Raw genomic sequence first — 23,282 nt, forward strand, 5'->3', positions numbered from 1 at the left:
GCCGTCGGTGACGAGATGTACAACCTGGTGGAGCGGCTGTATCCGCTCTGCCGGAGCATCACCGGCGACGGTGTGCGCGCCACCCTGGAGATCGTCGGCGAGTATCTCCCGCTGCAGGTGCACGAGGTGCCCACCGGCACCCGGGTACTCGACTGGACGGTGCCGCAGGAGTGGAACATCCGGGAGGCGTACATCGCCGACAGCACGGGCCGCCGGGTCGTCGACTTCGCCGACTCCAGCCTGCACGTGCTCGGCTACAGCGTGCCGGTGTCGGCGACCATGCCGCTGGCCGAACTGCGCGAACACCTGCACACGCTGCCCGACCACCCGTCCTGGGTGCCCTACCGCACCAGCTACTACGCGCCCGAATGGGGGTTCTGCCTGGCCCAGGACACCTTGGACGCCCTGCCGGACGGCACGTACGAGGTGCGCATCGACTCCGCACTCACCGACGGCCACCTCACCTACGCCGAGCACGTCGTCCCGGGGCAGGTCACCGACGAGGTGCTCGTCTCCTGCCACGTGTGCCACCCGTCGCTGGCCAACGACAACCTGGCCGGTATCGCGGTGGCGACGTTCCTGGCCCGCGCGCTGGCGGAGCGCACACCGTGGTACACCTACCGGTTCCTGTTCGCCCCCGGCACCATCGGCGCGATCACATGGCTGGCCCGCTACGCGGACCGGGTGCAGGGAGCGTCCCCGGCAGGGGCGGAGCCGGGAGCCGGGGGACGGGTCGAGCACGGGCTGGTGCTGGCCTGCGCGGGTGACCGGGGCGGACTGACGTACAAGCAGAGCAGGCGCGGGGACGCGGAGATCGACCGGGTGCTGAGACACGTGCTGCGCACCTCCGAACGCCCCCACCGGATCGCGGAGTTCACCCCCTACGGCTACGACGAGCGGCAGTTCTGCTCACCCGGATTCGACCTCGGCGTGGGCTCGCTCTGCCGGACCCCGTATGCCGGGTACCCCGAGTACCACACCTCGGCGGACAACCTGGACTTCGTCACCCCGGAGGCGATGGCCGACACACTCGCCGTCTGCCGCGAGGCGTTCGCCGTGCTGGACCGCAACCGGCGCTACGTCAACCTCAGCCCCCACGGCGAACCGCAGCTGGGCCGCCGCGGCCTGTACGACTCGCTCGGCGGCCGCAGCGACGCGAAGCAGGCCCAGCTCGCCATGCTCTGGGTGCTCAGCCTTTCCGAGGGAGAGCACAGCCTGCTGGACATCGCCGAGCGGTCCGGGCTGCCGTTCGAAACCGTCGCCGTCGCGGCCGACGCCCTGCACGACGCAGGGCTGATCAAGGTATGACGCCGATGAGCACCGAGGGGGAGCGCACAGCGAAGCCGGCCGCCCCGGCCGGGCGCTCCGGGCCGACCGCCCGGCGGGCCGTGGTCGGCCGGCTCTCCTGGGGGCTGGCCGACCAGGCGGCCTCCAGCATGACCAACTTCGCGGTGGGCGTCTACGTGGCGCGCTCGCTCGGCCTGGCCGCGTTCGGCGCCTTCAGCCTGGCCTGGGTGACCTACGGCGTGGTCCTCAGTGTCTCCCGCGGGATGGCAACCGACCCGCTCGTGGTGCGCTTCAGCGGTGTGCCTGACGCGTCCTGGCGCGGCGCCGTGGCCCGTGCTTCGGGTACCTCGCTCGGCGTCGGTGCCGCCGCCGGGGCGGTGTGCCTGGCACTCGGACCGGCGCTCGGCGGGCAGGTGGGGTCCGCGTTCGCCTGCCTCGGCGTGCTGCTGCCGGGGCTGCTGCTGCAGGACGCCTGGCGGTACTCGTTCTTCGCCGCGGGCACCGGCCGCAAAGCGTTCGTCAACGACCTCGTGTGGGGCGTCGCGCTCGTCCCGGCCATGGTCTGCGCGGCCCGCGTGGGCACCGTCGCCGCCTTCGTGGTCGCCTGGGGCGCGTCCGCCGCGGTGGCCGCGGCCTACGGCTGCCTCCAGTCCGGCATCCTGCCCCGGCCCACCGGAGCGCGCGCGTGGCTGAGCGAACACCGCGACCTCGGCTACCGGTATCTGGTCGAGAACACCTGCGTCAGCGGCGCGAGCCAGCTGCGGGCGTACGGGCTCGGCGCGATCGCCGGGGTCGGTGCTGTGGGTGTGATCCGGGGCGCCGAACTGCTGCTCGGCCCGTTCCTCGCCGTGCTGATGGGGCTCTCGCTGGTCACCGTTGCGGAGGCGGCACGGGTGCTGCGGCGGGCCCCGCACCGGCTGGGCCCGTTCTGCCTCCTGCTGGGCGGCGGGCAGGCCGCCGCCGCACTGCTGTGGGGCGGGGCGCTGCTGCTGCTCCCGGACCGGGCCGGCGCGCTGGTGCTCGGCGACGTCTGGCATGCCGCGGCGGAGCTCATCGTGCCCGCCACGCTCGGCGTGGCGGGCGCCGGCCTGGGCACCGGTGCGGCCGCCGGGCTGCGCGCGCTCGCCGCGGCCCGGCGCAGCCTGCGCAGCCAGCTGTTCGCCTCCGCCTGCTATGTCGGCGGCGGGCTCGGCGGGGCAGCCGCGGCCGGCACGGTCGGCTCCGCCTGGGGCGTGGCAGCCGCGACGCTCCTGGGCTCGGCTGTGTGGTGGCTGCAGCTGCGGTCCGCCCTGCGCGAGCGCCACCACCACCCCATCCGCGAAGTGAGGACGCCATGAACGCGCATCCCCGGCTGAGCATCGGCCTGCCCGTGTACAACGGTGAGGAGTACCTCGCCGAGGCGCTCGACGCGCTGCTCGGCCAGACCTACGAGGACTTCGAACTGGTCGTCTCCGACAACGCCTCGACCGACGGGACTGAGGACATCTGCCGCAAGTACGCCGCGCAGGACTCACGCATCCGCTACCTCCGGCTGCGCCGGAACATAGGCGCCGCACCGAACCACAACCACGTCTTCACCGAGTGCCGCGGCGAGCTGTTCAAGTGGGCCTCGCACGACGATCTCTACGCCCGTGACCTGCTGCGGCGTTGTGTGGAGGCGTTGGACGCGCGGCCGGACGTGGTCCTGGCGCACTCCGGCCAGGCGGTCATCGACGGCGAAGGACAGGTGAAGGTCCCCTACGAGTACGGTCTCGCCACCGACTCGCCGCACGCACCGGAGCGCTTCCGCAGTTTCCTGTTCGAGCCCGGTGGCGACGACTTCTACGGAGTGATGCGCGCCGACATGCTGCGCCGGGTGAGGCCGCACGACAGCTATCACCACGCGGACCGGACGTTCGTCGCCGAGATCGTCCTGCACGGGCCCTTCCACCAGGTGCCTCAGCTCCTGTACTTCCGCCGCGACCACCCCACCCGTGCCGAGCGCGCGAACCCCTCCAAACGCTCCCGGTGCGTCAATCTGGACCCGCGACGGGCGGGCCCGCTGCACCCGACGCCCCGGCTGCTGGCCGAGTACGTCGCGGGCTTCGCCTCGGCGATCCGGCGGGCGCCGCTGTCCGCGGCCGACCGGCGCGCCTGCTACCGGCACCTGGCCGCGTGGCTGACCAGCCGGGTCCGGCCGGGCGCCGGCGAGCGGGTCGAGGATCGCGCCCCGGTCGGGACGGCGGCCGGGCTCACCGTCTCCGTCGACGACCTCGTCGCAGGCCGCGAAGGGCGACGGACATGACAACTTCCCCACGCGTCGGGCTGTTCGGACTGCTCGGCTCCGGCAATCTGGGCAACGACGGATCGCTGGAGGCCGTGCTCGCCTACCTGCGCGCCGAGCACCCGGAGGCGGTTGTGGACGCGCTGTGCGGCGGGCCCGAGACCGTCGCGGCCCGGTACGGGATTCCCGCGACGCGGCTGCACTGGTACCGCGGGGAGTACCGCACCGCGTCCCGGGCGCGCTCGATCGCGGGCAAGGGGCTGGGCAAGCTCGTCGACGTGGTCCGCACGGCCGCCTGGGTGCGCCGGCACGACGTGGTGATCGTGCCGGGCATGGGCGTTCTGGAGGCCACGCTGCCGCTGCGGCCGTGGGGCTTCCCGTATGCGCTGTTCCTGCTCTGCGCCTCCGGGCGGCTGTGCGGCACCAAGGTCGCGCTGGTCGGTGTCGGCGCCGCCGCGATCGGCGACCGGGTGACCCGGGCACTGGTGAGCTGGTCGGCGCGGCTGGCCGCCCACCGGTCATACCGGGACGAGCTGTCCCGGGACGCGATGCGGGAGATGGGTGTGGACACCACGCGCGACGAGGTCCACCCGGACCTCGCGTTCGCCCTGCCGGCACCAGCGGCCGGCCGTGGATCCGGCCCGCCCGGCCTGGTCTGCGTCGGCGTCATGGACTTCCACGGCGGCAACGACGACCGCGCCCGCGCCGAGGAGATCCACCGCCGCTACCTCGACGGAACAACCCGGTTCGTGCGCGCGCTGGTCGAGGAGGGCAGGCCGGTCCGGCTGCTCACCGGCGACGAGTGCGACGCCCGGGTGGTCGACGCGATCCGCGAAGCGGTGGACTCGCCGCTGGTCGACGCCGCGGAGGCGACCTCGCTGGCCGACCTGATGGCGGAGGCCGCAGCTGCCGACATCGTGGTGGCGACCCGGTACCACAACCTGGTCTGCGCGCTGAAGGCCGGCACCCCGACGCTCGCTCTCAGCTACGCGGCCAAGAGCGACGCGCTCCTGGCCCGGATGGGGCTGGGCGCGTACTGCCACCCGGCCCGCGAGGTCGATGCCGACCGGCTGCTGGAGCAGTTCCGCGCGCTGGAGAGGCGATCGGTCGGGCTGCGCCGGACCCTCGCCGAACGCAACCGGCTCACCGCCCGGCAACTCCGGGACCAGTTCGAGGCCTTGACGGCCACCCTGTTCCCGGCGAACGACCATCCGCACGCCCGCACCCGGCAGGAGACTCCATGAAGGCGACCCACGTCCCGGCGATCGCCGGCGCATACCTGTTCGAGCCGACGCCATACGCCGACGAACGCGGCTTCTTCTGCCGCACTTTCGACGCCGACGTGATCCGCTCGGTGGGCCTCGACCCGGACGCCTTTGTCCAGGACAGCGTGTCCCGCTCGGTGCGGGGCGTGCTGCGCGGCCTGCACCTGCGCTCCGGCGACGGCGAGGCCAAGCTGGTGCGGTGCTCCTACGGACAGATCTTCGACGTCGTCGTGGACCTGCGGCCGCACTCGCCGACCCACCGCAACGTGGCCTCCTTCGAGCTGTCCGGCGAGACGCAGACGACCCTGTACCTCCCGGCGGGATGCGCGCACGGCTTCCAGGCGCTGAGCGACACCGCCGACACCTCCTACCGGATCGACCGCCCGCACGATCCGGCGGAGGACGTGACGATCGCCTTCGACGACCCGGAGCTCGCCATCGGCTGGCCGCTGCCGGTCACATCGATGTCCCGGCGGGACCGGGAGGCGCCGAGCCTCGCCGAGGTCCTGAAGCACAGGGAGAGGTGAGGCCCGACATGGACACCGAAAGCCCCGAGCGCTCCGACAGCGCGGCCGCGGCCCTCGAAGCCGCGGCGGACAGCGAAGAGTTCTTCCTCCCCCGGTCGCGGGCGGCGAACGAGCGGCTGCACGCCCTGATCCCCGGCGGTGCGCACACCTACGCCAAGGGCGACGACCAGTACCCCGCCGACCTCGCCCCGGTCATCAGCCACGGTCGCGGTGCCCATGTGTGGGACCTGGACGGCAACCGCTACATCGAGTACGGCTCCGGCCTGCGTTCGGTCAGTCTCGGTCACGCACATCCGCGCGTGCTGGAGGCGGTGCGGAGGGAACTCGACCGCGGAAGCAACTTCGTCCGGCCGTCCGTCGTGGAAGTCGAGACGGCGGAGCGCTTCCTGGCCACGGTGCCGACCGCCGACATGGTGAAGTTCGCCAAGAACGGCTCCGACGCCACCACGGCCGCGGTGCGCCTCGCACGCGCCGCCACCGGGCGCGAGCGGGTGGCCCTCTGCGGCGACCACCCGTTCTTCTCCACCGACGACTGGTTCATCGGCACCACACCGATGTCCGCCGGGGTTCCGGAGGCGACCACCGAACTCACCCTGTCCTTTCCCTACGGCGACCTGGCCGCCACCCAGGAGCTGCTCACCCGCTACCGGGGCGAGGTCGCCTGTCTGATCCTCGAACCCGCGGCCCACACCGAGCCCCCACCCGGATACCTCGCCGGTCTGCGCGAACTGGCCGACCGGCACGGCTGCGTACTGGTCTTCGACGAGATGATCACCGGCCTCCGCTGGTCGGAGGCGGGAGCCCAGGGCCTGTACGGCGTGGTCCCCGACCTCTCCACGTTCGGCAAGGCGCTGGGCAACGGGTTCGCCGTCTCCGCGCTGGCCGGGCGCCGCGAGCTGATGGAGCGAGGCGGACTGCGGCACCCCGGCGACCGCGTGTTCCTCCTGTCCACCACGCACGGTGCGGAGACGCACGCCCTGTCCGCCGCGCAGGCCGTGCTCACCACCTACGTCGAGGAAGGCATCACCGCACGGCTGCACGCCCTCGGGGAGCGGCTGGCCGCCGGTGTCCGCGAGGCCGCCGCGAGCACGGGCGTCGGCGACCACCTCGTCGTCCGGGGCCGGGCCAGCAACCTGGTGTTCGCCACCCTGGACGAGAACCGGCAGCCCTCGCAGGAGTACCGCACCCTCTTCCTGCGGCACCTGCTCGCGGGCGGAGTGCTGGCCCCGTCGTTCGTGGTGAGCAGCGCACTCGAGGAGGCCGACATCGACCGCACCGTCGAGGTGGTGGCCGGGGCCTGCGCGGTGTACCGGAAGGCGCTCGACGCCGCCGACCCCACCCCCTGGCTGGGCGGACGGCCCGTGCAGCCTGTGTTCAGCCGCTCGTCCTGACGTAGCGTCACCTCGGACCCGGCGGAGCGGCCCGGTCCGTGCGGATGGCCCGTCGGCCGGCCGCACGGTCGATCAGCAGGGCGGTCGCCGGTGTCACCGCCAGCGCGGTGCACCAGCCGCCGAGCGCGTCGGTCGGGTAGTGCGCCCCCAGGGCAACCTGTGCCCAGCCCATGGCAGCACCGCCGGCCAGCGCCGCGGCGAACACCAGGAGCGGGCCGGCCGTCCTGCCCAGGCCGAGCCGGCCGGCTGCCGGCAGCGCCACGGCCAGGGCCAGTGCGGTGGCGAAGGCGGTGTGCCCGCTCGGGTAGGACAGATACCCGCCGTTGATGGTGCGTCCCACCAGATGCTTGAGCAGCGTCGTCGCCCCCACGGCCAGCCCGGTCCCGGCCACCGTGAGCACCGCCGCGCGAAACCACCGGAGCAGCAGGCAGCCCGTCACCGCTGCCGCGATCAGCGCCGCCGCCCCCGCGGGCTCTCCCAGGAAGTCCGTGGCCACGGCGAGTTGTCGCCACGGCGACCCCACCCCTTCGAACTCCGCCCGGACCCGCGCCTCCACCTCGCCAGGCCCGTTCTCCCCGGCGTACCGGAATCCGAGCACGGCGACCACCAACGCGGCGAGAGCCGCGACAGGCCCGAACGCCGCGCGCAGCGGGGAAGCCAGCAGCGCGGGCGCCGCCCGCCCGGTCACCCGCCCACCGCGCCGGTCCGGCCCGCGGCGGCGACCTGCCTGTCCGTCGAGACGCCTGGCTCTCCCCCGTGCCGCGCCGCGCTGCGGCGACCAGGCACCGCCCGAACTGTCCGCCCGCACACACGGTCCGGACCGCCGGCCTCCGCGGGCCGCGCGGACGGGCCGAGCCGGACTCCGGATCCGGTGGGCCCGTACCGGGCCGGGCCGGGTGCCGGGCCTGCTCCGTCCAGCCGATGCATCGTCGCCCCCCACACTCTGTCGGCCCGGCCGTGGTGCCGGGCCCCTCGTCTGCGCCCCGCCGGCCCGGCTCTTCCCCGGCGACCGGGCGACCGCAACCGCCCCCGGTATCCCCTCCTGGCCGGCACGGCTCCGTCCGGGCCCCCTCGGCCCGCGCCCTGCCGGACGCTTCCCGTGCGCTCGCGCGGCTCGGGCTGCCCGACGGCCCGGGGGCTGGCCGCCGGGGTATCACCCTAACGAGCAACCCGGCTGCGGCAACCGGGCACTGTGTGGAGGCCAGGCCAACAGCGAGCTCAGCATGGGGCGTTGTGTGTCATCGGTTACAGACCCTGTGTGCAGCTGTTCCTTCTGCGCTGTCAGACCCCCGCGGGATAGTGCTCCGGACCGAGCCCGATCGTCCGAGAGGCACGCATGACTCTGGCCCTGACAGAACCCGTCAACCGCACCATCCTGCTGCTGGACATCGAGGACTTCAGCCGACGGGACGATGTGGCGCAGGCCTGCCTGCGCCGGGAATTGCACAATGTGGTCGAGGACACCCTGGCCGAGGCGGGTGTCGAGCGGAACATGCAGTACCGCGAGGACCGCGGAGACGGCCTGATCGTTCTGGTCAGCGCTGACATCCCGAAGACCGCACTGCTGAGAGCTCTGCTGACGAGTACTCCCGATGTGCTGTGCCAGTACAACCGGCTGGCATCGAGCAGTGCGCAGATGCGGCTGCGGATGGTGTTGGCCGCGGGAGAGGTCGCTCTGGATCCGAAGCACGGCACGGTCGGCGGACTCGTCGGCCACGACCTCAATCAATCGTGCCGACTGCTCGACGCCGACGTTCTGCGCGAAGCGCTCGCGAGGCGGGAATCGGACTGTGTGCTGGGCGTGTCACCCTCCGTCTACGAAGGTGTGGTGCGCCACGGGCACCGCGGCCTGCGCCCGGAGCAGTTCCATCACGCCGCGGTCGCCGTGAAGAAGGACCGGCTCGACCTGTGGTTGCACGGTCCACTTCTGTCAGCCGCCCCTGTTCCTGTCCCGGGAGCTGCGTCGCCGGAAAGCAGCGACGTCGTTGCGTCGGGTGCCGCCGGCGGACAGGCTCCGACTTCTGCCGCAGCGCCTACCGACCGGGGGGTGGCCGTCACGTTCAGCGGCGCGAACGCGTCCTTCGGTGGCAGCCAGGTCCTCGGCGACCAGACCGGGGTCAGCGGAGGCCGGGTCACCGGCGATGTGGTTCTGGGGAGCGTCCGGCGCGAGGGCCGGAGCGGCCAGTCATGAGCGAGAACGCCGGGGACAGGAGGGGAGAGCGGCCGCAGGACGACGACGTCTTGAAGACCGACGGGCCCGAGCAGAACGGCGAGGAGAACGTCGAGGCGGCAGACGACCGCCCACAGGATCCCTGGTCCGCCCGGCGCGAGTTGTACGAGCACGTACCGAAGGCCGTGAGCGGCAGCCTGGTCGGAGGTGCTCAGACCGGGGTCAGCGGAGGCAGCGTCACTGGCGACGTTGTCCTGGGCACGAAGGTCGAGCACCACTACCGGTTCGGCACCGCCACGCACACCTCCGGGAACATCCCGCCCGAGGAGATCGACCAGCTGGCTGAGGTATTCGCCGGATACGAGGAACTGGTACACCCCCTCCGCGACCGGCTGCGCGAGGAGCGGGTCCTCGTGCTGTCCGGTGCCCCTTTCTCCGGCCGTCGCAGCGCAGGCCTGATGCTGCTGCGTGCCCTCGGTGCCGTGCCCGTACGCGCCGTCGACCCCAACACACGTCCGACCGCTGTCAAGGACGAACTGAACGGCGATTCACTTGGCTACCTCATCAGCGACCTGGCGACGAACAGGGAGAACCCGCTGCGCGACATCGACCTGTGGGCCGTGCGGGAAACGCTCCGCGAGAAGGACGCCTACCTGGTCATCACCGTCGACCTGTTCGCCTCCCTGCAAGGTGTGTCTGCCGTCGAATGGCAACCGCCGTCACCCCAGGCCGTGCTCCGCTCGCATCTGCATGCCCGGGTGCAGAACTCGCGCAAGGAGTCGGAACTGCTTGCCCTGCGACCCTCCCGGGAGTTCCTCGGCAGGGAAGGCCATCAGCTACGGGAGGCGGCGGCGTTCGCGAAGGTCCTCAGCGCGCACGTGGAGGGTGCCGTGACGCCGGAGCAACTCGCGGAGGTCGGCACGGGGCTGGTCCGGGAACAGGTCCAGGAGTGGTTCGGGGACGAGGAGACCCAACTCAGGGACAAGGCGTTCCTCATCTCCCTCGCGGCGTTCGACGAGGCCGCCTACGCACTGACCGCAGAGCTGAGCGACGCGCTGTTCGCGCAGTTCCAGCGAACCGAGGACGCCGGACGCGAGCCGCGGGTCGGTATCTTCGGCACGTCCATCACGAAGCGTCTGCGTCTGGCCCGTGCCATCGAGTACTGGCAGAAGGAGCACACCGAGTGGGGTCCGGTGCGGCAGCGCATGGCCCGTTTCCAGGAGCCCAGAACTGCCGGCGAGGTCCTTCGGGAGGTCTGGACGAGTCACCCCTCCGCGCGCCCCGCTCTTCTCGAGTGGCTCCGGCGGCTCGCCCAGGACGGACGGCCGTTGGTGCGTGCCCGCGCGGCGGTGACGGCCGCGGTACTCGCCCAGGCCGATCTGCCGTCGGCCATGGCGCTGCTGATCGAGGACTGGGCGAAATCGAGGCGCTACCGCGACTGCCTCGTCGCTGCCAACGCTCTGGCGATGGCACACGCCCTCGACGCGCCGAACATTTCGCAGATCCTGCGCTCCTGGTGCGAGGAGGGGGCCGAGGCGAGGCATCGCTGGACAGCCATCCGGGCCTATGCCCTGGTGGGTCCGAGGATGCCCGACGAGGCGCTGAGGGCACTGGCCGAAGCTGCTCGCACCGGAGAGGAGGAGCAGGAGGCGGAGCACATCGCCGAGTCGGCCGCATTGTTGCTGAGCGACGAGTCGGCGCCGGTGCGCAGTCGGGTGCTGCGGGGACTGCTTCAACTTCTCGGGGACGGAGGGTCGGACCACCGGCTGGCGCTCCAGGCTTTCGTCATGGCATGCACACGTGGCGACAGCAGAATGCTGCTGCGATGGTACGCCGAGGCCACCTCGGCGGCCACGGACGGAGACTGGGGTGGCGCGGACGCGGAGCGTTTGTTGTTGTTGTGGCGGACTGCCTTGAGTGATCTGCGTTACACCACCGACGCGTTGAGGGCACTGGCCGGTTGGGTCAGGGAAGCGGGAGCCGATCCGCAGGCCGAAGAGGAACTGGCGACGCTGCTTCCTGCTCTCGTCGGCTCAGCCGAGGACCGCAAGCGCCTCGCGCACATGCTGGAGACGCTGCGCGACGGTTGCCGAGGCGCCGTTCCCGCCGTTGCCGAGCGTCTGATGTCGGTGGTCTGAGACCCCGGGTTCCCCTCCGTGGCTGCGGGAACGAAGCCGCGGATCACCATCGAGTGAGGAGACGAATGATGGCCGACCTGCGCCGCGCACCTGACTGGGACCAAGGAGCCGACCGGCACACCGAGCTGGCCGACCCGGTGCTGATCGTGCGTCAGCTGTCCCGCTACGACCACCGCAGAAGCTACAGCCGAATCGACAACGCACTGGTCTTCACCACGGACAAAGGCGGGTTCGATGTCTATCTGCCGCCCCACCGGCCGAGGCGCTCGTTGTTCGCTGCCAGCCCGTACACCGCCGTCTACGAAGTCGACACGGGGGTGCACACCTTCACCGCGTCGCTGTCGCTGCCGAGCGACAACGACGCTTTCGACTTCTCCGCCGAAGTGGATCTCACCTGGCAGGTCTCCGGGCCGCAGCAGTTCGTGGCCAGCGGAGAGCGGGATGTGCCCGCCTTCCTGAAACGCAGACTGCAGCGGCTGATGTATCCGGTGAGTCGCGGCTACCCGATCGACCGGAGCAAGGAGGCCGAATCCGCGGTGTGCCGAGTGCTCGCGAGGGCGGGCGAGCTGGGAGAGGACGTCGGGTTGCGCACTTCGTACGCGACGCGGGTCAGGCCGGACGATGCCGCGGTCGCCCACCAGCAGGAACTGCGCCGCATGCGGTACGCCGACACCGAGCTGGGCCAGTCGCACGACATGGCGATGCGGGAAGACCGGCTCAAGGCGGAGCGGAACAAGGAACAGGCGCGGTACGAGCACGAACTGCTCATGCTCGAGGGGCGCCAACAGGAAGAGGCCAGGGAACTGGAGACGGCCAAGATCGACTGTTACGAGTCCTACCTGCAGCAGGGCGGCGTGGCGATGTGGGCCCTGCACCTGGCGCAGCACCCGGAGGACTCCCGGCTCGTGATGGAGAACCTGCGCAAGGACCAGCTGGACCTGATCCGCAACCAGTCCGAGGCCGCTCTGCGAGTGTTGAAGGAAGGCACCCCGGAGGACTATCAGCGGGCTGGTCTGAACAGGCAGGCCGTGGGGATCGTGGAGCAACTCCTCGCCCGCAACCTGCCTGACGCCGTCCCAGCGCCCTTCGCACCGGATCCGCTGTCCTGGTCCGGGGCCGCCGAGAGCTGCCTGCCTCCTCGTGAGCAGGCAGGCGGAGCCCCGGCCTCCCATGCTGAGGGGGAGCGATGAGCACTGGTCGCACCGGAGCCGACACCGCCTGCGAGGGGACTCGTCTGCTGGCGCAATTACGATCCGAGACCGCGTACGCAGACAACAAAGCGTCGCTGCTGCTGGGCGTCATGAGTATGACGATGACTCTGCTGGGTGGCCTGCTCACAGCCTGCGGCGGCCCCCTGTCGCGGCTTTCGAATGCCGGGAACGTGCTGTCGTGGTCTGCTATGGCCGCTCTGGCTGGAGCACTGGGATGCCTGCTCCTCGCCGTCCTGCCCCGGTACGGCACCAGTCGGTGGTCGCCCGGACGGCCCTTGACCTACTTCGACGACATCCGCCGGGCCACGGAGCACGGTCGGCTGGCTGAGGCGCTCGCCGTCACTGAATCGCGCCCGGACGACGGCGTGCTCGACGCCCTCGCCCAGAACAGCCGCATCGTCGGAGCCAAACACCGGTGGATCCGCGGGGGTCTGGGTGCCTACTGCGCAGGAGTCACGCTCCTGGTTCTCGCGCAGTTCGTCGGCTGAACAACCCGCGCCGGGCTGTCCCCCACCTCGCCATCTGAGGCCGTCTGTCCAGACAGGAAGTTTCCATGACCACTCCTCCCGATCCTGCCCGCCCCGGACGCGCTCCCCGCCCCGCTGCTGCGCGGTACTCCGCTCCCTCGGACGCTGATCCCCAAGGACCCCACCACGTCACCCGGACGATGCCGCCCCCACCATCATATCCGGGCGAGCCCGGATCGACCGGGGACGGCCAGTCACCCGGCGGCCCCGAAGTCCGGTCGGCTCCCGGGGACAGCGAGCGCGCGTCGCACGAGGACCTGCGTCGCCGCGGACGTGTGCACCTCGCCAAGCGGCAGCGGGCAATCGATGCCACCGCTGTGGGGCAACTCCTGCTGTGCCTGCCCTCGTCACTCGCGAGCCTGGGGATCGTGGCGGTACTCTCCGCTGCCCTGCTGCCTGCGATGGAGTGGACGGGAATCCTCATGTGGATCGCCTCGGGTGCCATGGCGTTCCACCGTCCGACCGAACGGGCCGTGGCCCGTCATCTGTTGAAGCTCCGCCACCCGACACCGCGCGAACGGGCCCGGCTCGAGCCGCTGTGGCGGGAAGTGAGCGCTCGGGCCGGTGTCGAGGGCCGCGCCTACGAGCTGTGGATCGAGGACAGCGATCATCTCAACGCCTTGGCAGCAGCGGGGCATATCGTGGGGGTCACCCGCTTCTCGTTGGACCATCTCTCGGACGGTCAGATGGCCGCCGTTCTCGCTCATGAGCTGGGTCACCATGTGCGCGGTCACGCGTGGTCGTCGCTTCTGGGGCAGTGGTATGCGCTTCCGGGACGCCTCGCGTGGGCGGCCGCGCGGAGATTCGTCCGGCTGGTTGCCCTGCTCCGTCCCGGGCGCATGGGCTGTGCGACGGCAGCGCTTCTCCTTGTGGTGGGCATCTGCCTGGCGTTGATCGTGCTGTCCTTCTGGTTCATTGTTCTGGCGCTGGTTGTCGCCCCCTATCTGCTGGCCGCGGTGGCGCGGCGAGCCGAGCTACGGGCCGATCGTCACGCGGCGGCGGTCGGGTTCGGGCCGCCGCTTGCCGAAGTGCTGCACATGATGCACACAGCGGAAGCAGCCAGCGGACGGGTGACGGCTCCGGCTCTGTCCGGCTGCGGCCGGACCGCTGCAGCGGGCAAGGGGACCTCGGCATACGGTCGTGAGCAGAGCTTTTCGGGACGGCTCCTGTCCTCTCATCCCGATTACTTCACCCGTCTGCACCACCTTGCGCCGTACCTGAACGGGCGCTGAGACAGTGCCGTGTGGTGCGCGGGGCGGGTAGCAGCGGCCCCGGCGTGCCCACAGAGCTGGGCCACGTGTCCTAGGCTGGAGCCCCGGAGCGCGGGGAAGGCTTTGCCGAAGGAGAGTGGAGTCGCCTGGCCTTGGGGGAGTGCTGGTGGACACCGACGGTTCGACCGGTTCGGTACCGGAACGGCGGAGATCGGAGAGCGGTCCCACGATTCCCGGAGCGGTGGTGCCGTCTCGGGCAGGCAGGCTGGACGACCAAGTCCCGTTCCTCGCCCGTCTGGAAACCCAGGAGCGGGTCGCGCTGCTGGAACTGGGTTGGCCCATGACGTACGGACCGCAGGCGGTGCTGGTGCACCAGGACGAACCGTCCACCCACGTGGTGATCATCCTCGAAGGGTGGACGAAGGTCACCCATTCCGCTGCCAACGGATACGAGGCTCTGCTCGCACTGCGAGGGCCGGGCGACGTGGTCGGTGAGGCATCCGCGGTCAGCGGCCGCCCGCGCTCGGCGACGGTCGCCGCACTCGGACGGGTCGAGGCCGTCACGATCGATCGCAGTCTATTTCTCACCCACCTGGCGGGGTTCCCCGCCACGGCGCTCCACCTGTTGACTCTGATCGGGGACCGGACCAGGGCCAGTGACCGGCGGCGCGTGGAGCAGGGCGCGCTCGGGGTGCGTGAGCGGCTGGCACTTCTGCTGCTGGAGCTGTCGAGAACCCATGGGGTAGAGGAAGCGGAGGGAGTCCGCCTGACCGCCGGGCTGAGCCAGCACGAGTTGGCAGGCGCCGTCGGAGCCTCCCGTGAGGCCGTGGCCAGGCTGCTCAAGAGCTTGCGGGAACGGGACATCGTCCGCACCAGCCGCAGAGGGCTGGTCCTTGTCCGTCCCGACCGGCTGCGCCGGATGGGAGGGGGCGAAGAGTAGCCGCCCGCGCCGCAACGACGTGCTCCGGGCGGCGGGGGTGCATCCGCCGCCCGGAGCACGTATCGGGCCCGCTCGGTCAGGCGCCCGGTGGCATCCGGGAGGGGCGTCCCGGACCGCGGGCGAGGGCGTAGCCGCCCAGGGTGCCGAGGGCGGCCAGGACACCTCCCGCGACGGTCCAGATCCAGCGGTCGGACCAGCGGCCGGAGGACCAGCCGTCCTCCGGCTCGACGGCTGCCGGGCCCTGTTGCGCTTCGGGGCTTGCGCTTTCCTCGCCGTCTTCCGCGTCCTTGCCGTCTGTCGCGGATACCCCCGGGGTCAGGGGGGTGGACAGGGACCCGTCGACCGCGTGGGCACCGCCGGCGTCCTTGGTGACGGCCTCGACCTGTGCCCGTATAGGCAGGCCGAGATCCTTCTCGGGGGCGTCCACGGCGGTCAGCCGCAGGTAGTAGCTGCCCGGCAGCGGGTGCGCCGACCACGGATCGGTCAGCGAACGGACCGGACGCAGGGTGCAGGACAGCTCGACCGACGCGGTCTCCCCGGTGGCCACTCTGCTCTGCATGCCGTACATGCAGGGCTGTCGGCGGCGCAGCCCGTCGTACACGTCGATGCGCCAGGTCGAGTCGCCGTGCCGGGCGGACTGCTCGGGCAGCTCCACCTCGGCCTTGAAGGTGGCGCGCTGCCCGGTGTCGAGGGGGAAGACCCAGTACAGGTAGTCGCCGCTGGACGCGTTCGCGGTGGCCGATCGGCCCGGCGGGACGGCTGCGGCATCACGGAAGCCGGTGCCGGCCCGGGTCGGCCCGGAGTTGCCGTCCTCGGCGTCGGGCGAGGCGGTGTCCGCCGCCGCGCCGCCCGTTCCCGCGAACAGTGCCGCGCAGGCCAGCGCCGCGCTTGCCAGGGTGCGGATGATACGCATCAGTGGCCCCTCCTGACGGGGTTGCGCCAGCGGGAGAGCCAGCCCCACAGCAGACCGGCCAGCAGCCCGGAGAGCGTGAGGGCGCCCAGCATCCACCAGCCGCGGCCCAGGCCGAAGGAGGCGACGTCGGCCGCCTCGTGCGGGCTCTCCACCAGGTCGACGGTCAGCTCCAGGGGCAGCCCGGGCTCGGTCTTGACCGAGGCGGGCGCCGAGAAGGAGTTGCTGACCTGGAGGCACACGGTCTCCGCAGGCGCCTCGTCCTCGTCGGCGGGCATCTTGGGATAGCGCAGGCCGGTGGATATCAGGTCGGTGCGCCCGTCGCCGGCCTCGGAACCGCGGACGATCTCCCGGCCGTGGACCGTGACGGCGCGGAGCAGAACGCCGTAGTCGTTGTGGACGGCCCGGTCGGCCCCGATGCTCACCGAGGCGCGCAGCTCCTTGCCGGGCGGGACCTCGACCCGGTAGAAGCGGTGCTGACCGAACTTCTCGCGGTCGGTGTACAGGCCCGGGCGCAGCTTCGGCGCCTGGGAGCACGTCCGGGAGCCTTCGGTCGGCCGGGGGACGGCGACGGGGTCGGCCGTGCGGTCGACCAACTGGTTCACCCGGTCGGTGAGTTCCTCGGTGTGCCGGACGGAGGTGTAGGTGCCTCCGGTGGCCTCCGCGATGCAGCTGAGCTGCTCGCGGGTCTTGGCGTCGGGGACCAGGCCGAGCGTGTCCACGGTCAGGTTGATGCCCTTCGCGGCGATCTCGCGCGCCACCACGCAGGGGTCGAGCGGCGCGCAGGTGTCCTCGCCGTCGGTGATGAGGACGATGCGGCGGGAACCCTCGCCGCCCTCCAGGTCGTCGGCCGCGGCGCGCAGCGCCGGGCCGATGGGCGTCCAGCCGGTGGGCGCGAGCGTCGCCACGGAGGTCTTCGCCTCGGTGCGGTCCAGCGGGCCGATCCGGTAGAGCTGGTGGGTGTCCTTGCAGCCTTCCTTCCGGTCGTCACCGCGGTAGCGGGCGCCCAGCGTCCGGATACCGAGCTGGACCTCGTCCGGTACCGCGTCGATGACTTCGTTGAACGCCTGCTTGGCGGCGGCCATCCGGGATCTGCCGTCGATGTCGCGCTTCCGCATGGAGCCGCTGACATCGAGCGTCAACTCGACTTTGGGGGCGTTCTCGTCCGACGCGGGCTCGGCGCTCGCGGTGCCGGTCGGGAGGAGCCCGAGGGGCAGGGCCATGAGCAGGGCGCACGCCCCGGTCACAAGCCGTCTTCTGGTGATCATCGCCAGATCGTATTGAGGATCCGGAGGCGATCCAAAACGGCTGCGGACGGCGGCGACGGAGGGCTGTGTGCGGGGGGTTGGCGCTGCCCGCGCTCGGCCCCCGGGCCTCTTCGCGGTCCGCCGGTCGGGTGTTCCGTAACGGTTTCCGGAATCTGGCGGGCGTTGTGGTCGCCCGGGGCCGGCGTCCTTGTCCGGGGACGGATTTGCGCGCCGTGTCACGGGCCGGTATGCGTCTCGTAAGGGAGGTCCATCCGGTGCCCGAGCAGCAGTGCGATGCGCCTAGAGTGTTGATCATGTATCAGTCAAAGGCCCCGCAGTCCACCGCTCAGCATCCGCAGCCCACCCCGGCGGCAGCACCGGTTCACCGGAGGAAGAGGACCCTGGTCGCGGCCCTCGGAATGGGACTGGCCGTCGCGTTGAGCGGGTGCAACGACGACGCCGGCAAGGGCGGTGACAAGGAGTCCGCCGCCTCGAAGAGCCCCTCGGAGCGGGCCTCGCAGTCCTCCGACCCGGCGGCCCCCGCGGGCGACGAGCCGATGGTCGAGGGCTGGCAGACCCAGTCCTCGCAGAAGCACCACTTCCGCTACGACGTGCCCGCCAAGGCCGAGAAGTGGAAGGTCCTGGACAAGGGGACGGCCCTCTCCTACACGGACAAGGACGGCAAGCCGATCGTCGTCATGACAGCGGCGGCCAACTACCGCGAGGGCGGTTGCGGCTCCAACCCCAACCCCGATGCGATCGGCCAGGCGAGCAAGGGGCAGCTTGCCACCGTCGGTACCACCGGCGGCGGCAAGGAGGGCTCCCTCCAGGAGAACGCCCGCAACTGGGCCGGCAACTGGGGCTTCGCCGCGTACGGCGGGAAGGACCACAAGCCCAAGATCGAGGTCAGCCAGGCGAAGCCGTGGAAGCACGGCGGCATCGAGGGCTACACGGCGACCGCCCAGGTCACCGTCACCAACCGGCCGAGCGCGTGCGTGCCGCCGAAGGCCGTCGTGCACAGCATCGCGCAGAAGCTCCCCGACGGCACCATGCACGGCTGGGTGATCTACGCGGACCAGGGCGTGCCCGATGCGCTGAACGCCGACGACATCAAGAAGATCATGAACACCGTCCGGCCCACGGGCGGCTGACACCCGCGCGGCCGGTCCCGCCCGGGCCGGCTTCCGCGCGCGGTGCGGACGTGGCGGATCCACGGACGGCGGGAACCCCGACCGCCGTCCGCGCCCTTCCGCCCGTGCTCCGGCTCGGCGCTCCCACTCCCGTGCGCACCGGCTCGGCCCCTCCAGCCCATGCGCCCCGGGTGCGAAGTTCTGCATTCCGGGCGTCCCGGGCCGGCGCTGCCTGCCCCGTGCGGTCCGGTCCGCGCCGTCACGCCCGCTGCGGGCCGCCCGAGGGCGGCCGGGAGGCGGCAGGGCGCCCGACCATCCAGTCGTAGATCTGCTGCGCGTCGCACTCGCGCTGACCGCCGGGGACCAGCAGGCCCGCGCCCGCGAACCCCGGATCGGCGGCCTGCTCGGCCAGGTACGGCAGCGCGACGCACCGCATTCCCGCCCGCCGGGCCGCCTCGGCGCCCGCCGGGGCGTCCTCGACGGCCACGCAGTCCGCGGGGGAGACGCCCAGTCTGCGGGCCGCCTCCAGGAAGACATCCGGCCGGGGCTTGCCATGCGGCACCTCCTCCGCCGACACTCGGAGCGGAAGCAGCTCATCCAGGCTGGTCGCTCCGAGTACCGCGTCGATGGCGCCGCGCGACGATCCGGAGGCCACGGCCAGCGGATGCCCGCAGGCATGCAGGTGTTCCACGAGCTTTCGCATCTCGGGGAACACCTCGGTGCCGGAGCGCACCGACTGGAGATACAGGCGGTTCTTCTCGGCCAGCAGTGTGTCCACGGATGCGGTGAGCCCGTGTTCGCGGCGGAGTGCGGCGAGGGTCTCCCGGGTCCCGATTCCGATGAACCGCGCGTGCTCGGCCCAGGTGAAGCCCGGAACGCCGTGTGCGGCGAGCAGGCGCCTGCCCGCCTCGTAGTAGTGCGGCTCGCTGTCGACGAGAGTGCCGTCCAGGTCGAAGACGACCGCAGGTGCGGCGGCAGAACTGATCACGCGTCCAGCATGTCAAACGCGTGCGATTTGGTGGCAGGTGGGAAGGGGTGCTTTCCTCTTCGTACCAGCATGTGGACGCATGGCCGACCAGGTCAGCCCGGATTGGAGGGGTTTTGGACAAGTCGCTTCGGAAGCCCGGGGGAAGGACCCCAGCACATCTCCTCCGTCGCACCGTCGCGGCACTCGGTCCCGAACGCTCACACCGGGCGCGCGTCTCCGCACGCGCTGTCATCGGCATCGGACTCGCGGTCGCCGTCTGCGCGGTCGCCGGTCTGCCGCTGCAGGCCACCGTCGCGGGCGGGCTGGTGGCGCTGCTCGCGCTGTTCACCGTCGCCGACCCCACCGTGCGTGCGCAGGGCCGCACCACCGCGCTGCTGCCCGCTGTCGGTGCTCCCGTGCTGACGCTGGCCGCGTTCCTGCACGAGCAGCCGCCCGCCCGGGACGCCGCGTTCCTCGCGGTGGTCTTCGCCGGCGTGTACGCGCGCCGCTGGGGGCCGCGCGGCAATGCGCTGGGCATCTTCGCCTTCATGCAGTTCTTCGCCGCGCAGTTCCTGGGTATGGAGCCCGACCGGCTTCCGGAGACGTTCACCGCCGGACTGCTGGCGCTCGCGGCAGCCGCGCTCACCCGGTTCGTGCTGTGGCCGCTCGAGCGCGGCGCGGCGCCGCAGCCCGCCGTCGCGCCCGTCGGCGGCCGGGGGCTGGCCCGGCCCACCACCCGGCAGGCGTTCCAGGCGCTCGCCGCCTGCGGATTCGCCCTGGCCGCCGGGCAGGCCCTGTCCCTGGACCGCTGGTACTGGGCGGTCGGCGCCGCCTGGTGGATCTTCGTGAACACCGCCTCCCGGGGCGAGACACTCGTCCGCGGCTTCCGCCGGGTGCTGGGCACCGTCACGGGGCTGGCCGCCGGGCTGCTGGTCGCGGTGCCCGTGGACGGCGCCGCCGCGCCCACGCTCGCCGTCGTGGCCTGCTGCGTCTTCGGGATCTTCTACACGGCACCGCTGTCCTACTCGTGGATGATGTTCTTCGTCACGCTCATGGTCGGCATGCTCTACGGCCTGCTCGGCGTCCTGCACCCCGGACTGCTCGGGCTGCGTCTGGAGGAGACCGCGGTGGGCGCGCTGGGTGCCGTGCTCGCGGTCGCCCTCGTGCTGCCCGTCACCACTCATGCCGCGACCGAGGTGTGGATACGGCGTGCGGTGCACTGCGTCCACGAGTGCGCCAGGGAGGCGGCGGACCGCCTCGCGGGCGGCAGCGGCGAGGGGCCCGAACCGCGGGTCGCGGAACTGGAACTGCTGCTGGGACGCGTGCGGCTGTCGGTCGCGCCGCTCGTCCATCCCCTCAGTCCGCTGCGTGCACGCAAGGCCAGGGCCCGCCAGGTGCTGGCCCTGCTGGACGACTGTGCCCGCCAGATCCGCGGTCTGGCCGAGGCCGCGGCCGACCCCGCCGCGTCCCACGACGCCCGGCTCACCGCGGCCTGCGAGCGCGTCGAGGCCGCGGTGCACCGGTTGGCGGTGCCGGCGCGGGCCCGGATCACCCCGGCCCGCGGCAGCGCCGTCCCGGTGGCTGCCGCGGCCGCGGAGCCGCCCCCGTCCGGTGATCGCGCACTGGTGCATCTGCACGCCCTGGAGGACGCGCTCCACCAGCTCGCCGCGCCGCTGCACACCCACCCGCGAGCGGCCGCCTGAGGGCGCACTGCCGGCCCGGCCCGCGCCGCCGCCCCGATCGGTCCGGAGCGAGCTGACCGCGCGCTCTGTCCGGACGAGCCAACTTCGCTGATTGGTCCAGACCAAGCGGCCCGTGCCTGTTACCGTCGTGCCTTCCGCACGGGGCGGCGAAAGGGCGGTGCGATGAACAGCAGTACGCGGCGGCACCCACGGGCGTACATCGGGTCGTTCACCTCGGCGGGGGGCCGGGGCATCACCACTGCGGCTCTCGACCCCCGCACCGGCGCGCTCAGCGCCCTGCACCATACGGACCACACCGTCGCGAACCCCTCGTTCCTCGCCCTGGCGCCCTCGGTCGGCCTCCTCTACGCCGTCAGCGAGACCGATCGCGGCGCGGTCGCGGCGCTGCGCCTCGACGGACCCGGCCCGGCCGGAAGTCCCGGCGCGGGCGGCCCCTCCGCCGGCGCGCTCCCCGCGCTGCTGGGCACCACGGTCCCCGTCGAAGGCGCCGGGCCCACGCATCTCGCGGTCGCCGGGAACAGCCTCTGCACCGCGAACTACACCTCCGGCAGCGTCAGCATGCTGCCCCTGCGCGCCGACGGTGCCCCGGCCGCGCCCGCGCGCACACACCAGCACCGCGGCCGGGGCCCGGTCCGGGAGCGGCAGGAGGGGCCGCACGCGCACGGCGTCACCCCCGACCCGTCAGGTCGCTGGCTGCTCTGCACCGACCTGGGAACCGACTCGGTGTGGATCTACGACCTGCGGGACGCCGACGCGAGCCTGCGCCCGCACCGCGAGGTCCCGCTCCGCCCCGGAACCGGCCCCCGCCATCTGGCGTTCGGGCCCGCGCACTCCGGGGGACGGCGGATCGCCGACCGGCGGGCGTACGTTGTCAACGAGCTGGACTCGACCGTGGTGACCTGCGGTTGGGACCCCGTGCGAGGCACGCTGGAGCCGCTCGGCGAGACCCGGCTCGTACCCCCGGATCACGCGGCGGCCGCCAACCACCCCTCCGCGCTCGCCATCGCACCCGACGGGCGCTTCGCCTGGGCCGCGAACCGGGGCGACGACAGCATCGCCGTCCTGGACCTGACCTCGTCCGCGCTGCCCGAGCGCGTCGCGCTCGTGCCCAGCGGTGGCTGCTGGCCCCGCGACCTGGCGGTGCACCCGGCAGGTCACCGGCTCTACGCCGCCAACGAGCGCTCCGGCGACGTCACCTGGTTCGGGATCGACCCGGCCACCGGGATGCCGCGACCGGCGGGCTCGCTGCCCGTGCCGTCGGCCTCCTGCGTCGTCATCGAGCCGGGCGCCGGGGCGTGAGGCGCCGAACAGCGGTGCTCCGGACAGGATGGCTCGGCCCCCGGCCGACGGGGGCGGCGGCTCGCGGTCGCCCCCTGCGGGTGGCGCCCTGGGCGGCCGGGCGGGCTCAGTGCGCCGTCGCCCCCTGCTGCTGCGCGATACCCGCCTTGGCGGCGTACGTGGAGGCCACGAGCTTGCCCAGCGCCGGGTAGGCACCCAGCGGTTCGGCGGCGGAGCAGCCCGCCTCCTCCGCCGCGGCCTCCAGCAGGCCCTCGGCGATCTCCGGGCCGATCAGGCACGGCGCGATGGCCAACTGCTGGGAACCGGAGTTGCGGAGCTGCTCGGCGATCTGCTGCACGGCGCCCTCGTCGTCGAGCGCCGCGGCGAGCACCGGCACCGCGAGCCGGGCGGCCAGCAGCATGCCGGTGATACCGGCCGCCTGCACGGCCTCTTCCCCGCCTATGGTCGCCAGGATGATGCCGTCGGCCGCCGTCGCGACCGTGAACAGCCGTGCCCGGTCGGCACGTGCCAGCCCCGCCTCGGAGAGCCGCACATGCACGCCCTCCGCGAGCAGCGGGTGCGGACCCAGTACGTCGGTCAGCTCGGCCCCGGAGCCGCTGTTGAGCACCTCCTGGCGGATGCGGCGCAGCTGCGCGGCGTCCGGGCCGGCCAGCAGCGGCACCACCACGGCGGGCAGCCCCTCGTCCGCGGCGTCGGCCGGCGGTGCCGCGACCGCTGCCTCCTGGGGAGAACCGGCCTCCTCCGCCATGGCCGCCGCCTCGCGCGCGTACCGGCGGCGCGTCGCCCGGTCCTCGACCGCCTGCCCGAGCGCCGAGCGGATGGTCGGGAACTCCCCGTCGTCGCCCTCGGCGAAACCGATGCGCGCGTCGAGGCCGGGCAGCTCCGAGCGCGCGATGCTCAGCGTCTCCTCGGCGAGACTGCGCGTGGCGCCGGAGGGAGCGCCGGGGACGGCCAGAACCAGTGCCGGCGCACCCTCGGGGGCGACGACGGGCTCCGGCCGGCGGTGCCGTCCGGGCTGGCGGGGACGTGGCATTCGTACGGGCAGGCCATTGTCCGGTCCTGTGGGGGAGCTCATGCGCCCGCATGCTAATGCCTT

Annotated in this window: 20 protein-coding genes; 15 read left to right on the top strand and 5 right to left on the bottom strand. The window is 72.4% G+C overall.

Translation table 11 applies throughout. The annotated features are described in order from the left end of the window. The first annotated feature begins 15 nt into the window (after positions 1 to 15). From ACFYNS_RS12810 to ACFYNS_RS12835, 6 genes are read left to right on the top strand one after another with little or no spacing between them, the layout of a single operon-like run. Positions 16 to 1,308: a DUF4910 domain-containing protein gene (locus ACFYNS_RS12810; RefSeq protein ID WP_388602654.1), complete on the top strand. Its 1,293-nt coding sequence runs from the start codon at positions 16 to 18 to the stop codon at positions 1,306 to 1,308. Continuing rightward, positions 1,305 to 2,624: a hypothetical protein gene (locus ACFYNS_RS12815; RefSeq protein ID WP_388602537.1), complete on the top strand. Its 1,320-nt coding sequence runs from the start codon at positions 1,305 to 1,307 to the stop codon at positions 2,622 to 2,624. The genes ACFYNS_RS12810 and ACFYNS_RS12815 overlap by 4 nt, the downstream gene beginning before the upstream one ends. Further along, positions 2,621 to 3,571, top strand: a complete 951-nt coding sequence (locus tag ACFYNS_RS12820) for a glycosyltransferase family 2 protein (protein ID WP_388602539.1) — start codon at positions 2,621 to 2,623, stop codon at positions 3,569 to 3,571. The genes ACFYNS_RS12815 and ACFYNS_RS12820 overlap by 4 nt, the downstream gene beginning before the upstream one ends. Continuing rightward, complete coding sequence (locus tag ACFYNS_RS12825; protein WP_388602542.1) at positions 3,568 to 4,794, top strand: polysaccharide pyruvyl transferase family protein; 1,227 nt, start codon at positions 3,568 to 3,570, stop codon at positions 4,792 to 4,794. Before ACFYNS_RS12820 ends, ACFYNS_RS12825 begins: the two co-directional genes overlap by 4 nt. Next, the gene (rfbC, locus tag ACFYNS_RS12830) at positions 4,791 to 5,342 is read left to right on the top strand and encodes a dTDP-4-dehydrorhamnose 3,5-epimerase (protein WP_360303248.1); all 552 of its coding nucleotides are present in this window, start codon (positions 4,791 to 4,793) and stop codon (positions 5,340 to 5,342) included. Before ACFYNS_RS12825 ends, rfbC begins: the two co-directional genes overlap by 4 nt. 8 nt (positions 5,343 to 5,350) lie before the next feature. Next, positions 5,351 to 6,733, top strand: coding sequence for a glutamate-1-semialdehyde 2,1-aminomutase (locus tag ACFYNS_RS12835; RefSeq protein ID WP_388602545.1), 1,383 nt, complete (start codon positions 5,351 to 5,353; stop codon positions 6,731 to 6,733). Between the two features lie 7 nt (positions 6,734 to 6,740). On the opposite strand, the gene ACFYNS_RS12840 is transcribed toward ACFYNS_RS12835, so the two are convergent. Then, positions 6,741 to 7,421, bottom strand: coding sequence for a phosphatase PAP2 family protein (locus ACFYNS_RS12840; protein WP_388602547.1), 681 nt, complete (start codon positions 7,419 to 7,421; stop codon positions 6,741 to 6,743). 648 nt (positions 7,422 to 8,069) lie between these two features. Between ACFYNS_RS12840 and ACFYNS_RS12845 the strand changes: the two genes are divergently transcribed. From ACFYNS_RS12845 to ACFYNS_RS12870, 6 genes are all read left to right on the top strand, one after another. Further along, positions 8,070 to 8,924: a hypothetical protein gene (locus ACFYNS_RS12845; protein WP_388602548.1), complete on the top strand. Its 855-nt coding sequence runs from the start codon at positions 8,070 to 8,072 to the stop codon at positions 8,922 to 8,924. Further along, a complete protein-coding gene (locus tag ACFYNS_RS12850; protein WP_388602550.1) occupies positions 8,921 to 11,041 on the top strand; it encodes a hypothetical protein in 2,121 nt (706 codons plus the stop codon). The genes ACFYNS_RS12845 and ACFYNS_RS12850 overlap by 4 nt, the downstream gene beginning before the upstream one ends. A gap of 65 nt (positions 11,042 to 11,106) precedes the next feature. Continuing rightward, positions 11,107 to 12,231: a PE-PGRS family protein gene (locus tag ACFYNS_RS12855; RefSeq protein ID WP_388602551.1), complete on the top strand. Its 1,125-nt coding sequence runs from the start codon at positions 11,107 to 11,109 to the stop codon at positions 12,229 to 12,231. Then, on the top strand, positions 12,228 to 12,740 hold the full coding sequence (locus ACFYNS_RS12860) for a Pycsar system effector family protein (RefSeq protein WP_388602552.1): 513 nt from the start codon (positions 12,228 to 12,230) through the stop codon (positions 12,738 to 12,740). The genes ACFYNS_RS12855 and ACFYNS_RS12860 overlap by 4 nt, the downstream gene beginning before the upstream one ends. Before the next feature lie 314 nt (positions 12,741 to 13,054). After that, the gene (locus tag ACFYNS_RS12865) at positions 13,055 to 14,011 is read left to right on the top strand and encodes a M48 family metalloprotease (protein ID WP_388602554.1); all 957 of its coding nucleotides are present in this window, start codon (positions 13,055 to 13,057) and stop codon (positions 14,009 to 14,011) included. Between the two features lie 223 nt (positions 14,012 to 14,234). Beyond that, positions 14,235 to 14,930 carry a Crp/Fnr family transcriptional regulator gene (locus tag ACFYNS_RS12870; protein WP_388602556.1) on the top strand — a complete coding sequence of 232 codons (696 nt, stop codon included), beginning with the start codon at positions 14,235 to 14,237 and terminating at the stop codon, positions 14,928 to 14,930. Positions 14,931 to 15,006: 76 nt separating this feature from the next. On the opposite strand, the gene ACFYNS_RS12875 is transcribed toward ACFYNS_RS12870, so the two are convergent. Next, positions 15,007 to 15,843 (bottom strand): hypothetical protein, encoded by an 837-nt coding sequence (locus tag ACFYNS_RS12875; RefSeq protein ID WP_388602559.1) that lies wholly within the window; start codon positions 15,841 to 15,843, stop codon positions 15,007 to 15,009. Continuing rightward, on the bottom strand, positions 15,843 to 17,108 hold the full coding sequence (locus tag ACFYNS_RS12880) for a VWA domain-containing protein (RefSeq protein ID WP_388602560.1): 1,266 nt from the start codon (positions 17,106 to 17,108) through the stop codon (positions 15,843 to 15,845). Before ACFYNS_RS12880 ends, ACFYNS_RS12875 begins: the two co-directional genes overlap by 1 nt. 293 nt (positions 17,109 to 17,401) lie before the next feature. Between ACFYNS_RS12880 and ACFYNS_RS12885 the strand changes: the two genes are divergently transcribed. Continuing rightward, positions 17,402 to 18,238, top strand: a complete 837-nt coding sequence (locus ACFYNS_RS12885; protein ID WP_388602562.1) for a hypothetical protein — start codon at positions 17,402 to 17,404, stop codon at positions 18,236 to 18,238. Between the two features lie 238 nt (positions 18,239 to 18,476). Here ACFYNS_RS12885 and ACFYNS_RS12890 read toward each other — a convergent pair whose 3' ends face one another. Further along, positions 18,477 to 19,202 carry an HAD family hydrolase gene (locus tag ACFYNS_RS12890; protein ID WP_388602656.1) on the bottom strand — a complete coding sequence of 242 codons (726 nt, stop codon included), beginning with the start codon at positions 19,200 to 19,202 and terminating at the stop codon, positions 18,477 to 18,479. Between the two features lie 116 nt (positions 19,203 to 19,318). Here ACFYNS_RS12890 and ACFYNS_RS12895 point away from each other — a divergent pair, with 116 nt between their 5' ends. After that, a complete protein-coding gene (locus tag ACFYNS_RS12895) occupies positions 19,319 to 20,887 on the top strand; it encodes an FUSC family protein (RefSeq protein ID WP_388602564.1) in 1,569 nt (522 codons plus the stop codon). Between the two features lie 162 nt (positions 20,888 to 21,049). After that, positions 21,050 to 22,186: a lactonase family protein gene (locus ACFYNS_RS12900; RefSeq protein WP_388602566.1), complete on the top strand. Its 1,137-nt coding sequence runs from the start codon at positions 21,050 to 21,052 to the stop codon at positions 22,184 to 22,186. Positions 22,187 to 22,292: 106 nt separating this feature from the next. On the opposite strand, the gene ACFYNS_RS12905 is transcribed toward ACFYNS_RS12900, so the two are convergent. Then, positions 22,293 to 23,261 (bottom strand): hypothetical protein, encoded by a 969-nt coding sequence (locus tag ACFYNS_RS12905; protein WP_360303236.1) that lies wholly within the window; start codon positions 23,259 to 23,261, stop codon positions 22,293 to 22,295. Positions 23,262 to 23,282 lie beyond the last annotated feature (21 nt).

The sequence above is a fragment of the Streptomyces sp. NPDC006925 genome (assembly GCF_042869575.1).
Taxonomy (GTDB): Bacteria; Actinomycetota; Actinomycetes; order Streptomycetales; family Streptomycetaceae; genus Streptomyces.